Source organism: Arthrobacter sp. Y3223166, from assembly GCF_059090935.1.
The window spans coordinates 1-13,294 of sequence record NZ_JBNHGE010000008.1 but is presented as its reverse complement, the minus strand read 5'-3'; the positions used below and the strand labels follow the sequence as shown (position 1 = coordinate 13,294).

11 protein-coding genes are annotated in these 13,294 nt (G+C 70.0%); 5 read left to right on the top strand and 6 right to left on the bottom strand.

Translation table 11 applies throughout. The features are described 5' to 3' along the window. The first annotated feature begins 29 nt into the window (after positions 1 to 29). The 4 genes from AC5RUH_RS05890 to mutM are packed head-to-tail and all read left to right on the top strand — an operon-like array spanning position 30 to position 2,518. Positions 30 to 593, top strand: a complete 564-nt coding sequence (locus tag AC5RUH_RS05890) for a YceD family protein (protein WP_494128132.1) — start codon at positions 30 to 32, stop codon at positions 591 to 593. A gap of 2 nt (positions 594 to 595) precedes the next feature. Further along, complete coding sequence (rpmF, locus tag AC5RUH_RS05885) at positions 596 to 799, top strand: 50S ribosomal protein L32 (RefSeq protein WP_127511582.1); 204 nt, start codon at positions 596 to 598, stop codon at positions 797 to 799. Positions 800 to 810: 11 nt separating this feature from the next. Continuing rightward, positions 811 to 1,530 (top strand): ribonuclease III, encoded by a 720-nt coding sequence (rnc, locus tag AC5RUH_RS05880; protein WP_494128131.1) that lies wholly within the window; start codon positions 811 to 813, stop codon positions 1,528 to 1,530. Further along, positions 1,523 to 2,518, top strand: coding sequence for a bifunctional DNA-formamidopyrimidine glycosylase/DNA-(apurinic or apyrimidinic site) lyase (gene mutM / locus AC5RUH_RS05875; RefSeq protein WP_494022901.1), 996 nt, complete (start codon positions 1,523 to 1,525; stop codon positions 2,516 to 2,518). Before rnc ends, mutM begins: the two co-directional genes overlap by 8 nt. A 4-nt stretch (positions 2,519 to 2,522) precedes the next feature. Here mutM and AC5RUH_RS05870 read toward each other — a convergent pair whose 3' ends face one another. The 6 genes from AC5RUH_RS05870 to AC5RUH_RS05845 form a co-directional block, all read right to left on the bottom strand. After that, the gene (locus AC5RUH_RS05870; protein ID WP_494101509.1) at positions 2,523 to 3,338 is read right to left on the bottom strand and encodes a serine hydrolase domain-containing protein; all 816 of its coding nucleotides are present in this window, start codon (positions 3,336 to 3,338) and stop codon (positions 2,523 to 2,525) included. A 9-nt stretch (positions 3,339 to 3,347) separates the two neighbouring features. Continuing rightward, positions 3,348 to 4,361, bottom strand: coding sequence for an NAD-dependent epimerase/dehydratase family protein (locus AC5RUH_RS05865; protein ID WP_494022903.1), 1,014 nt, complete (start codon positions 4,359 to 4,361; stop codon positions 3,348 to 3,350). Further along, positions 4,358 to 7,000, bottom strand: a complete 2,643-nt coding sequence (locus AC5RUH_RS05860) for an alpha/beta fold hydrolase (protein WP_494022904.1) — start codon at positions 6,998 to 7,000, stop codon at positions 4,358 to 4,360. The genes AC5RUH_RS05865 and AC5RUH_RS05860 overlap by 4 nt, the downstream gene beginning before the upstream one ends. Next, positions 6,994 to 8,019 (bottom strand): 3-oxoacyl-ACP synthase III, encoded by a 1,026-nt coding sequence (locus AC5RUH_RS05855; protein WP_493999991.1) that lies wholly within the window; start codon positions 8,017 to 8,019, stop codon positions 6,994 to 6,996. Before AC5RUH_RS05855 ends, AC5RUH_RS05860 begins: the two co-directional genes overlap by 7 nt. A gap of 179 nt (positions 8,020 to 8,198) precedes the next feature. After that, the gene (locus AC5RUH_RS05850; protein WP_494128130.1) at positions 8,199 to 9,605 is read right to left on the bottom strand and encodes a hypothetical protein; all 1,407 of its coding nucleotides are present in this window, start codon (positions 9,603 to 9,605) and stop codon (positions 8,199 to 8,201) included. Positions 9,606 to 9,700: 95 nt separating this feature from the next. Continuing rightward, positions 9,701 to 10,711 (bottom strand): glycosyltransferase, encoded by a 1,011-nt coding sequence (locus tag AC5RUH_RS05845; protein WP_494022906.1) that lies wholly within the window; start codon positions 10,709 to 10,711, stop codon positions 9,701 to 9,703. A 215-nt stretch (positions 10,712 to 10,926) separates the two neighbouring features. Here AC5RUH_RS05845 and AC5RUH_RS05840 point away from each other — a divergent pair. After that, on the top strand, positions 10,927 to 13,294 hold a 2,368-nt coding region (locus AC5RUH_RS05840; RefSeq protein ID WP_494128129.1), incomplete at its 3' end, for a chromosome segregation SMC family protein.

Below are 13,294 nucleotides of genomic sequence, written 5' to 3'. Positions count from 1 at the left end.
TGGTCTTGAACCATGATCAAAGTTCGGCCTTGACCCTTGCGGTCAAGGACCTCGGGCGCAGCCCGGGCACCATGCGGACTCTTGAAGAACGTATCGCTGCGCCGAAGGATTTCGGGGCAGCACTCATTGGCGTTCAGGAAGGCTCCGACATGGAGCTGGACCTGAAGCTTGAGGCCGTGCACGAGGGAATCCTGGTTTCCGGCACCGTTTCCGTGGCTGTCACGGGCGAGTGCGGGCGTTGCCTGGATCCCATCGCGTACGACCTCGACGTCAATGTGCAGGAACTCTTCTACTACGAGGAAGCTGAACTCCTCGAGGAAGAAGAACAGGACGAACAGCGGCGGGTTGAGCGCGATCTGATCGATCTCGAACCGGCGCTGCGGGACGCAGTGGTGACCGCCCTGCCGTTCCAGCCGGTGTGCCGGGAAGACTGCCAAGGCTTGTGCCCGGAATGCGGGATGCGCCTTGAAGAGGATTCGGGTCACCACCATGAGGTCGTGGATCCTCGCTGGGCAGCCCTTGCCGGGTTGGCCGGTACGGCCGCCGATGAGGCGCCCGAAAGTAAAGAGTCAGACGAGAGAGAAGAGAGTTAGCCGTGGCTGTTCCCAAGCGGAAGATGTCCCGCTCGAATACGCGCGCACGCCGGTCCCAGTGGAAGGCCACTGCGCCCAACCTGGTCAAGACCGTTGAGAACGGCCGTGTCACCTACAGCCTGCCGCACCAGGCCAAGGTTGTCACCGACTCGGCAGGCACCGCGCTGTTCCTTGAGTACAAGGGCCGCAAGGTAGCCGACGCGTAACAACGTCCGGCATGCCTTCAACTGAAGAGCTTTTGGAGCGTCTCGGCGTTGATATCGACGCCGAGACGCTCCGTCTTGCTTTAACCCACCGTTCCTACGCCTACGAGCACGGCGGACTGCCGACCAACGAGCGCCTGGAATTCCTCGGCGACTCGATCCTGGGCTTTTCCGTGACCGACGCGCTGTACCGGGACAACCCGGACCTGCCCGAGGGCGAACTGGCCAAGCGGCGCTCCGCCGTCGTCTCCACCCGGGCGCTGGCCGGCATCGCGCGCAGCCTGGACGTCGGCCGGCATGTGCTGCTCGGGCAGGGCGAAAAGCTCACCAACGGGGCCGACAAGTCCTCCATCCTGGCCGACACGATGGAGGCCCTCTTCGGCGCCGCCTACCTGTGCCAGGGCATCGATACGGCGCGCCAGCTGGTGATGCGCCTCGTCGGGCCGCTCCTGGCGGACGCCGACGCCCTGGGCGCGGGCACAGACTGGAAGACCAGCATCCAGGAGCTGGCCGCCGCCCGGAAGATGGGCACCGTGACCTACCGGGTGGACGGATCGGGCCCGGACCACGCCCGGACCTTCGTGGCCACGCTGCTGATCGGCACCACCGAATACGGCCGCGGCACCGGACATTCCAAGAAGGAAGCCGAGCAGGAAGCGGCCGCCACCACGTGGCGGGCGCTGCGTGCCTCGCTGCCCGTATCGGTGCCGGAGACCGCCGACTCCGATGCCTGAACTGCCTGAGGTGGAGGTTGTCCGCCGCGGGCTCGCCCAGTGGGTCCGCGGGCGGACGATCACCGGAGTGGACGTCCTGGACGAGCGTTCCATCCGGCGCCACGCCCTCGGAGCCGACGACCTGCGCGGCAACCTCATCGGCGCCCACGTGGCCGACGTCGCCCGGCGCGGGAAATTCCTCTGGATGCCGCTGCTGGAGACCACGCCGGACCCTTCGCCCCACCCCGGCGCCGTTAACGCCGTGCCCGACGAGCCCAAACTCGCCCTGATGGCGCACCTCGGCATGAGCGGCCAACTGCTGGTCGAAGACAGCGGGCAGCCCGACGAGAAGCACCTGAAGGTCCGGTTGACGCTCAGTCCGGCCGGCGAACCCGACGGCCCGCCGATGCCGGCCGAGCTGCGGTTCGTGGACCAGCGGATATTCGGCGGCATGTTCCTGGCCGACCTGATGCCCACTCCCGACGGCCATGCCGGCGGGATGTCCGAGACCGGCCTGCCGCTGATCCCGGTCGAGGCCGCCCACATCGCCCGCGACCCGCTCGACCCCGCCTTCTCCTTCGAGGCGTTCTACCAGCGCCTGCGTGCCCGCAAGACCGGCATCAAGCGCGCCATCCTGGACCAGGCCTTGGTCTCCGGCATCGGCAACATCTACGCCGACGAAGCCCTCTGGGCCGCGAAACTGCACTACGCCCGCCCGACCGACACCCTGCGCCGCAAGGAAGCGGAGCGGCTGCTCAGCGCGTGCCGGGACGTCATGAGCAGGGCGCTCGAGGCCGGCGGCACCAGCTTCGATTCCCTCTACGTGAACGTCAACGGCGCCTCCGGATACTTCGAACGGTCGCTGAACGCCTACGGCCGGGAGGGCGGGCCCTGCCACCGCTGCAGCGCCCTGGGTCTGTCCACGAAGATACGCCGGGACACCTTCATGAACCGGTCGTCCTACACCTGCCCGGCCTGCCAGCCGAGGCCCCGGAACGGCCGCTGGTAACGGGCTACCTTCCCAGCTCCGCCAGCACCGCGTCCGTGTAATCGGGCCACGCGTCTGCGGCCCAGGGCCCGAAGTCGCGGTCGGTGAGCGCGATGCAGGCGGCGCCGGCCTCCGGATCCACCCATAGGAAGGTGCCGGACTGGCCGAAGTGCCCGAACGTTTTCGGCGAGCTCTTGCTGCCGGTCCAGTGCGGCTCCTTGTGGCCGCGGATCTCGAAACCCAGGCCCCAGTCGTTGTTCTGCTGGCGGCCGAACCCCGGCAGCACACCCGCCAGCCCCGGGTAGGCCACCTGCGTCGCCTCCTGGACCGTGGCGGCGGCCAGCAGCGACGGCCGCTGCAGTTCCGCTGCGAAACGGGACAGGTCGGCGGACGTGGAGGTCGCCCCGGCCGCGGGGGAGCCGTCCAGGCTGGTGTCCTTCATGCCGAGGGGAACGAGCACGCCCTCGCGCAGGTAGTCCGCGAAGGCCATGCCCGCCGCGGCCTCAAGCGTCTCTCCGAGCACCTCGAAGCCGGCGTTGGAGTAGAGCCGCCGGTCGCCGGGGGAGAACCGCACGGTGCGGTCGCCGAAGTCGTAGCCGGCGCTGTGCGCCAGCAGGTGGCGGACGGTGGCGCCCTCGGGGCCCGCCGCCTGGTCCAGTTCCAGCGCGCCTTCCTCGACGGCCAGCAGCACCGCATAGGCGCTGAGCAGCTTGGTCACGGACGCCAGCGGGAAGCGCCGCTGCTGGTCGCCATGGGAGGCAACGACGGCGCCGTCGGCCGCGACGACGGCGGTGGCCGCGTTGTCCACCGGCCAGGAATCGATCAGCTTCACGCTTTCCAATGCTTGCTCCTACCTCGTCGTTCCGCCGTAATGGGCTGCCAACCGTCGCAGCCCTTCTTCGATGCTGACCTCGGGCACCCAGTCCAGCACCTCGCGGGTGCGGCGCTGGTCGAACCAGTGCGCGGTCGACAGCTGCTCGGCGAGGAAGCGCGTCATGGGCGGTTCGTCGCGGACCAGCCCGCGGGCTCCGGCGGCCGTCCAGGCCCGTTCGATAACCGAGCCGGCGCCGCGGGCCAGCCAGCCGGGAACCGACCAAGCGGGCGCCATCACGCCGGCGGCCCGGCAGATGCCGGCGATCAGTTCGCCGACCGGCCGGGGCTGGCCGTTGGTGACCACCAGGGCCTGGCCGTGCGCCTGGTCCATCCGTTCGAGCGCACGGACAATGGCTGCCGCGGCGTTGTCGATATAGGTGGTGTCGATCAGCGCGGCGCCGTTGTCCAGCAGCGGCAGCCGGCCGGCACTGGCCCGCGCAATGACGCGTTCCACCAGCTGGGTGTCGCCGGGGCCCCAGACGATGTGGGGGCGCACGGCCGCGACCCGGAAGCCGGGGGAGTCCGCGGCCAGCGCGAGCAGCTCGGCGGCGGCCTTGGACCGGGCGTAGTTGCCGCGGGCACGGTCCGGGTCCGCCGTCCCCGCGCCGGCGCCGGCGATGGCCTCGCCGACATGGGCGACCGAGGGGGAGGACACGAACACCACGTCGCGCACGCCCGCCGACCTCGCCGCGTCCAGCAGGGTCCGCGTGCCGTCGATGTTGGTGGCCACGAACTCGCTCCACTGGCCGGTGAACGAAACTTTCGCCGCCAGGTGGATCACGGCGTCGACTCCCTCGACGGCCCGGGCGACGGCGCCGGCGTCCGTCAGCGAACCGAGGACGGTCCCGACGGCGGAGCCCACGCCGGCGGCGGGGCGGCGCTGGAAGGTGCGGACGCCGTGGCCCTCCGCCAGCAGCAGCCGGGCCACGGCGGCGCCGAGCATCCCGCTGGCACCCGTGACGAGGACGGTCCGGGTTTCGGCGGCGCTCATGGTGTGGTGATCCGTCCGCCGGCCAGCGCCTTGCCGGCCCACACGGCCAGCCCGGCGCGGTCGAGCTTGGAGTTGTGCCGGATGTCGGTGGGCAGCTCGGGCAGCACCAGGACGGCGGCCAGCTCCAGACCCGTGGCGCGGGCGACGGCGGTGCGCACCTCGGCGCCGAGGGCGTACGGCGCGGTGTCCGGCTTCGAGGACGGCGGCGCGGTCTCCAGCACCGCGACCGGGACCTGGGCGCCCGCGGGACCGACGCCGACGACGGCGGCAAGCCGGACGCCGTCGTGCGTTTCCGCGGCCTGCTCGGCGGCCACCGGGGTTGCGACGCCGTTCGCCGTCGTGATGATGTGCGCCAGCCGGCCCTCGACCCACAGGCGCCCATGGGCGTCGAGATGGCCCACATCGCCGGTGCGGTGCCAGCCGGGCACGGACGCGCTGTGCCGTTGCGTGACCCAGAGCCGGTCGTACCGGTCCTTGACGTGCGGGGCGCTCACGAGGATCTCCCCGGTGACGTTGGGGTCGGTCGTCGGCAGTTCCGCCACGCTGCCGTCCGGGGCCACCGCAGCGATGGCCACCGTGGCCCCGGCCACGGGGGTGCCGACGCAGACGCCGTTCCCGAAACCGGCCGCGCGGATTTCCGCCAGGCTGATGTCCGTCACCGGCAGCGCTTCGGTCATGCCGTAGGGGGTGTGCAGCTGGGCGGACGGCATCAGCGACTGCACCTTGGCCAGCAGCGGCTCGGGGATCGGCGCGCCGGCCGAGAGCAGCAGCTTCACGTCGGCCAGGGCCACCCGGTGTTCGTCCGTGAGGCCGTCGGCGGTGGCGAGCACGTTCGCGAGGGCGGCCGGCGAGGCGAAGACGGCGGTGGCGCTGACCGCCGCGGCAGCATCGGCCAGGGCCGCGGCGGTGAGCGTCTTGGGCGCGGTGACGTCCATGTCCGGGGTCACCGAGGTGGCCCCCAGCGCCGGGCCCAGCAGGGCGAACGGCGCAAAGCCGGCCACCAGCGAGGTGCCGGCTTCCAGCCCGTAGGTCTCCTTGAGGGTGTCCCGCATGGCGGCCAGCCGGCGGTGCGTATAGACGACGCCCTTGGCCGGCCCGGTGGAGCCGGAGGTGAAGAGGATGGCGGCGTCGTCGTCGGGCTCGGGGGCGGTGCGCCCGGCGCGGCCGCCGGCCGGGCCAGCCGCAGCAGCGGCGGCGGATTCGAGCAGTTCGGGCACGGTGTAAGCGACCCCGTAGAGCCGGCGCTTGGCCCCGCCCATTTCGGTCACGCTGATCCGCTCGCCCGGCCAGTCGAACAGCCGCGCGGCCGCGAAGGCGCGTTCGATGCCGATGATGAACCGGGGGCCGGCCCCCTTGATGGCACGGCTCAGGCCGGCGGGTCCCAGCCCGGCGTCCGCCACCACGATAACGGCGCCGAGCTTCAGGCAGGCGTAGATCAGGCTGGTCAGTTCGATGCCGGGCGGCACCAGCAGGTTGACGCGGTCGCCTGCTTTCACGCCGATCCCGGCCAGGCCGCCGGCGAGCAGGTCCACCTGGCCGGCGAGCTCGGCCCAGGACAGCGTCCGCTTTCCTGCCGCCGCGGCGCCCAGCGGGGCCATGTCGACGACGGCGGGGGAGTCGTCGGTCCGGCGTTCGTCCAGTTCGGCGAGCATGGAGCGGAAGGGGGCCGCAACCCGGGGCCCTTGGGCGGCGGCCGCGTGCCCGCCGCCGGCCACGGCGGCGTCGAGCCAGGTGAACACGGGGCCGGCGATGTCGCGGTCTTCGGGGAGCAGGTGCCCGGCGCCTTCGAAGCGGTGCACATCGGCCTGCGGCAGCCGGTCCAGCAGGTCGCGCAGGTAGCGGTCGGAGAACACGGGATCCCTGGGGCCCCACAGGATCAGCGCCGGAACGTCCAGGCTGCGGATGCCCTCGGCCACCCCGTTCAGCGCGTCCCAGCTGGGCGCGGCCTCGTCGGCCGGGATGTCGGCCACGAAGTTGCCCACCCCGGTGCGGCGGGCCGCGTGCCGGTACGGGGCCATGAACGCGGCCCTGACGTCCTTCGCCAACGGAGGATGCGCCAGGGCGTGCGTGACGCGCAGGAAGGCGGCCGACGTCGTCGTTCCCCAGCGATGCACAGCGGGGTGCAGCGCCAGTTTGAGCGGGGCGGGCAGCCCGAACCCGGCGGGGTGGACGGCGGTGTTGGTCAGGACGACGCCGGCGAGCTGGTCGCGGTGCCGGGTGGCCCAGCCCAGCGAGATCACGCCGCCCCAGTCGTGTCCGACGGTGACGACGGGGCCGGTGATGCCCAGTTCTGCGGTCAGGTCGCCCAGGTCGGTGATCCGGTCCTCGAGCCGGCGGAAGCTGCCGGTGCGTTCGGAGAAGCCCATGTCCAGCTGGTCGACGGCGACCACGCGCCACGGGGCCGCGGCGTCACCGGCGGCGGCCAGCAGGCTGCGCCACAGGTAGGACCAGGTGGGGTTGCCGTGCACGCACAGCAGGGTGCCGGCTGGTTCGATGCCGCGTTCGGCCAGCTGCGGGCCGTTGTCCAGAAGGTGCCAGGTGTGGGCGCTGCCGGCCTGGTCTACGGCGGCGGTGGAGCGAACGCGGACGCGGCGGGACCAGGCCGGGTCGACGCCGGGCCAGAGGGGGGTGTCTACCACGCAATCTCCATCATGGTGGTGTTCAGGCCGGAGCCCACGCCCATGCAGAGCACGCGGTCGCCGGTGCCCAGCGTCTGGGCCTCCTGGGCGAGGGTCATCGGCAGCGAGGCAGGCCCCACGTTGCCCCACTTCGGGAAGGTGATCGGCACACGCTCGCGGACCAGGTTGACGGCCTTGATGATCGCGTTGGTATACGAGGTGGAGACCTGGTGCGTGACGTACCGGTCCATGGCGGTCCAGTTCCAGCCGTCGCGGTGGGCCTCGTGCCAGGCGTTGACCACCAGTTCCAGCCCGTTCTCCAGCAGGCCCTTGGTGTCCGTGAACATGCCGGCGGGCCCGCCGACGCACAGCTCGTGGTGTTCGGTGCCCGCGCGGGAGACGCCGCCGAGGATCCGGTGCGAGCCGGGGTGGGCGTCGGCGGGGCCGATCACGGCCGCGGCGGCCCCGGACCCCAGGGTCAGCGTGGCGAATTCGCGCAGGTAGTCGGCGCGGGTGGAATCCGGGTGGTTCAGCCGCTCGAAGGTGGTTTCCTGGGTCGGCTGCGCGTCCTCGCCGGCGACGATCAGCGCGTACTTGATCTGCCCGGCATCGATCATGTTGGCGGCCAGCGTTATTCCGTTGACGAAGCCCAGGCAGGCGTTGGCCAGGTCGAAGTTCATGGCCGACGACGGCAGCCCCAGCCCGTGGTGGATCTTCACCGCGACGGACGGCTCAAGGTTCTTGCGGGTGACGGAGGTGTTGATCAGCAGGCCGATCTGGCCCGGCTCCACGCCGGCCTCGGCGAGGGCCTTGGCGCCGGCTTCGATGGCGGCGTCGTCGAATGATGAACCGGGCGACCACCAGCGGCGTTCGGTCACGCCGGCAACACGTTCCAGCAGCTTCCGGGAGAGCTTCAGGCGCTTCAGGCTGGGTGCCAGCCGGTCGTCGAAGTCGGCGGAAGTGACGGCTACCGGGGCCTCCACGCTCGAGACGGCCAGCAGCGCCGTGTTGTCATGTCGAAACGTCGCGTTACCGATCAATATCCAGCCTTTATTCGTCTTCGGGGACGTTCACCTGTACACGGAGAATCCCCCATTGGTACCCGAACTCTTAACTATGCACCCCGAACCAGCGTTCCGCACATGCAGAGAATGGCATGCGTGTGTGGTCATTGTCTCTCCGGCTGCCTTTGCCCGTGCCTCGGATCGCCTTGCAGACGTTACTCGGGGGCCCCGGAGCGTGATTCGAGGGGGCGTTCGGATCCACCTGGATGCGGGCTGGAATCCTTTGGAATTCCCTTGTTGTTTAAGCGGCGGTCCGCCAGAAAGAGCACCCCTGCAAGTGTGCAGGCGACGGCGGGCCAATAGCTGTAGCGGTAGTCGGCTGCCGGCACTATGGGGAAGTATCCCACCAGGTAGAGGAGCGCCGACCAGCCCAGGGCCGCGACCTGCGGCCGCAGTTGCCGTGCCTTGGGGAGGGCCACGATCAGCGCTATCGAGGCGGCGAGCCAAAACCAGGCCTTAAAAAACCAGGGAAAAGTCTTCAGGCCGAACTCAACCACGTAGTCGTAGAGGATGTTGTCCGCCTTCGACGGCTCCACGCGGTACTCAGCGGGGACAACCTCCGCGCCGGTACCGACGAATTCCAGCTTGCTGGTGAAGAGGAACCGGGCGTACGTCTCGGCGCGGTAGTACAGGTAGCGGGCCGGATGCGTCACCACTTCATCAATCCACAGGTCCCGGACCTCCGACTGATAAGCGATCGGTTCAAAGGATTTGCCGGTTGCCCCGCGGCCGTAGCACTTCCAATAGGCATCCCAAATAGCTTCTTCGGCCCGGCATTTTTCGCGGGCGGCAAGCAGTTTGTCTTCCAGTTCCTGGGGAATATCCGCGTCCCTTATCTCTTCGGCGGGCACGGTGAAGATGATGTCGTCGAGGAAGACTTGGGATAGCTGGCCGGTGGGTTTGGGCTGGAATGCGACGTTGAACGCCCCGCCCGTGCCCAGTATCAACACCAGGAACGTCGCGGCGGCCATGACATATCCGCCCCGCACGCGTCGCCGGTTGGCTGTCAGCCGTCTGCGCCGCTTGGGGGATGCGTTCCGCCAGGCCCGGTAGAGGAGGAAGACGAGGGGAAGGATCGCAAAGAACGCGTTTTTCCGGACCATCGCTCCGTACAGCAGGAACAACAGCGACAGGGCGAGCAACGGATACCGGAGCCTCGGGAAGCGCTCGGCGAGCAGGATGAGGACGGTGCCGCTGAAGAACGCGATCATCATGTGCACGTCCTTCCACAACACGCCCAGGAACGTGATGGTGAACGGCAGCAACGGAATCGCGAGGGCGAGCGAGGACATGAGCCGGCTGCGGGTGAGATCGTGAAGATAGATGGCCAAGAGCAGCGCGGCACTGAACGTCACCGCGACCTGCACCAGCACCAGCGAGCCGACGTCGCCGGTCAGTCTGTACAAACCTGTCCAGCCGACGGTCATGACGGCGGGGTGCCAGTCGTCCAGCGGAATCAGGCCGAGAACCTGCTTGAGCTGATGGGAGGAATCATTCGTCATCCGCCCGGGGTGGTTCGCCACCCACAGAAAAGCCGTGGCCAGGAAAGCGGAGGCGCCCAAGACTGTAAGCCACCAGTAGTCCGCCGCAGTCCAAGCGGTGCGCACACCCCTCGGGCCGCCGGCCCGGGCACGGGGGGAACGTGCCGATGAATCGCTCACGTGTCAGTCCCGTCCAGACGCGCGTGGGCCGGGTCTGCCCACGCCCCGCCTGCATCCTGCCGGTGCTGCGGCGGCTCCAGGCGCAGGTATGCCAGGCGCGCTGCTTCATGCCGTCCCCGCTTTAGGCCGTCGAGGATGATGCCGATACAACCCACCAGTACAGCCAGGCCCATCACGGCAGCAGCCAGGATCGCCGTCGGGAAGCGGGGCACCAGGCCGGTCTCGAAAAACTCGACGATCACGGGCACCCCCAACCCCAGCGAAGCCAGTGCCAGCACCGCGGCGATGATGCCGTGGAAGAGGGCCGGCCGTTCATGCCGGACGAGCTCGAAGATGAGGGACAGGATTTTGAAGCCGTCCGAATAGGTATTGAGCTTGCTTTCGCTCCCCTCGGGCCGTTGGCGGAATCCGACCTCGACCTCGGCCTGCGGCAGCCGCAGTGACGTGACGTGCACCGTGAATTCGGTCTCGATTTCGAATTCCTTGGACACGGCGGGGAATGACTTAACGAAGCGGCGCGAAAAGACGCGATATCCCGACAACATGTCCGAAACCTGGGATCGGAAGAGGACGCTGACGACCCTGTTGAACATCCGGTTCCCCATGGCGTGCCCCGGGCGGTACGACCCGGTTTCCGACGTGTCGGCACGAACGCCGAGCACATGATCGTAGGGGCCGTCCAACAGGGCGTCGATCAGGCGTGGCAGGTCCGCTGCCTCGTACGTGTCGTCGCCGTCGATCGTGACGTAGATATCGGCGTCAATATCGGCAAACGCCCGCCGGATGACGTTGCCCTTGCCCTTGCGCGTTTCCGTCCGGACGATGGCGCCGGCGGCCCGCGCCAGCTCGGCGGTCCGGTCGGAACTGTTGTTGTCGTAGACATAGACCGTTATCCCCGGGACGGCGAGCTCCAGATCCCGGATGACGGTGGCGACTGTCTGTTCTTCGTTGTGGCAGGGGACAATGGCGGCAATGCGCTGCCCTGGATGACGGGCTGGATCTGACACTGGCGAAAGCACTCCTCACCGGACGTGGACTGGCCTTCAGGGTAGTTCTCCGTGGCCCTTACACAAGGTTGCCACCCCGCCCGCCGGGATGCGCGCACCTGCACACGCCGGCCGCTCCACACGTTTGTCCACCGCGACAAGCCCGTCGTGCCCGTGTATCCGCGGCGGGCACGGTAGATTGAGGCAAGGAAAACGTCCGCCGCGGGAGACACAACGTGCATCTTAAATCTCTGACTGTGCGGGGCTTTAAGTCTTTTGCGTCGGCGACGACCTTCGACTTCGAGCCCGGCGTCACCGCCGTGGTCGGTCCGAACGGGTCGGGAAAGTCCAACGTGGTGGACGCCCTCGCCTGGGTGATGGGGGAGCAGGGCGCCAAGACGCTGCGCGGCGGCAAGATGGAGGACGTCATCTTCGCCGGCACGGCGGGCCGCCCGCCGCTGGGCCGGGCGCACGTGTCGCTGACCATCGACAATGCCGACGGCGCCCTGCCGATCGAATACTCCGAAGTCACCATCTCCCGCACCCTGTTCCGCACGGGCGGCTCCGAATACGCCATCAACGGCAGCAGCTGCCGGCTGCTGGACATCCAGGAACTGCTCTCGGACTCCGGGCTGGGCCGGGAGATGCACGTGATCGTCGGCCAGGGCCAGCTGGACAAGGTGCTGCACGCGACGCCGGAGGACCGCCGGGGCTTCGTGGAGGAAGCCGCCGGCATTCTCAAGCACCGGCGCCGCAAGGAAAAAACGGTGCGGAAGCTGGAGTCCATGCAGGCCAACCTGCAGCGGCTGACCGACCTCACCGGCGAGATCCGCCGGCAGCTGACGCCGCTGGGCAAGCAGGCCGAGGTGGCCCGCCGGGCCCAGCAGGTCCAGTTCGAGGTCCGCGATGCCCGGGCCCGGCTGCTCGCCGACGAGCTGGTGGAGCTGAGCACCTCCCTGGCCCAGGAAGTGGCGGACGAGGCCGCGCTGAAGACCCGGCAGGCCGAGGTGGAGAAGACCCTGGAGTCCGGGCGCCGGCGCCTGGCCGAGCTGGAGCGGCTGGCGGCCGAAGCCACCCCGGAGCTCAACGCCGCGCGCGAGCGCTGCTACCAGCTCTCGTCCACCCGCGAACGCTTCCGCGCCCTCGCCGGCCTGGCCAATGAACGACGGCGGCTGCTCGGCTCCGCGGACCGGGAACCGGAGGGCGGGCGGGACCCGGAGGTCCTGGAACAGCAGGCGGCCGAGGTCCGCGAGGAGCAGGCCGAGCTGGAGTTCGAGCTCGAGGACCGCCGGGCCGCCCTCGACGACGCGATCGAAGGCCGCGCCGCCGCCGAACGGGCTGCCGAGGACGAGGAAAAGCGGCTGACCGGCATCCTGCGCGCCGCCGCGGACCGGCGCGAGGGACTGGCCAGGCTGGCCGGCCAGGTGGGGGCAGCCAGGTCCCGGGTGGAGTCCGCCGAGGCCGAGCTGGGCCGGCTCCGCGCCTCGATCGGCGAGGGCGAGGAACGTCGGCGCCAGGCGCAGGCCGAATTCGCCGCGCTGGAGTCGCAGGTGGCCGGGGTGGAACAGGGCGAAGAGGGCCTGGACGCCGCGTACGAGGACGCCAGCGACGAGCTCGCCGTCATTGAGGCGGAGCTGGAGCAGCTGCGGGCCGACGAACGCGAGGCCGAACGCGAACGCGACGCCCTCGCCGCGCGCAAGGAGGCGCTGGAAGTCGGGCTGAACCGGCGGGACGGCAGTGAGCTGCTGCTGGCCTCCGGAACCGAGGGCGTGCTGGCCCCGCTGGCGGACCTGATCACGGTGGAGCCCGGCTATGAGGCGGCGATTGCGGCCGCCCTGGGGCCGCTGGCCGAAGCCGTCGCCGTCGCGGACCCCGACGCCGCCGTCCGGGCGCTGGAACTGATGAAGGCCGACGACGCCGGCCAGGTGGACCTCCTCATCGCCGGCGCCCCGGTGCCGGCGGGCGGAAGCGCCGGCGGCAGGGCGGAACTCCCGGACGGGGCGATCCCCGCGGCCGGCCTGGTCCAGGCCAAGCGGGGCGTCGAAGGAACGGTGCGCACACTGCTGGGCTCCGCCGTCGTCGTGGCGGACCTCCCGATGGCGGCAGGGGTCATCGCGGCCGACCCGGCGCTGACCGCCGTCACCCGGGACGGGGATATTTTTACCGCCTGCTCGGCGCGCGGCGGGTCCGCCGGCGGCCCCAGCCTGCTGGAGGTCCAGGCAGCGGTGGACGAGACCATGCACAGGCTCGAAGCCGCCACGGCCCGGGCCGAGCGGGCCAAGTTCGCGATCGCCGGCGCCACCTCGCGCCGCGACGAGGCCAGGCTGCGGGCAGAGGCCGCCCTTGAGCAGCTGCACGAGTCCGACGCCCGGCTGGCCGCGGTCGCCGAACGCCTGGGGCAGCTGGGCTCGGCGCTGCGCTCCGCCACCGGGGAGAGCGAACGGCTGGCCAAACTGGTGCAGGCCGCCGAGGCCAACATCGTCACCGAACAGCAGAAGCTGGCCGACATCACCGCGCGGCTGGCCGCGGCACAGGCCGCCGAGGATGCCCCGGCCGACGCCGAACCGTCCACCGAACAGCGGGACGCGCTCGCCGCGGCGGCCG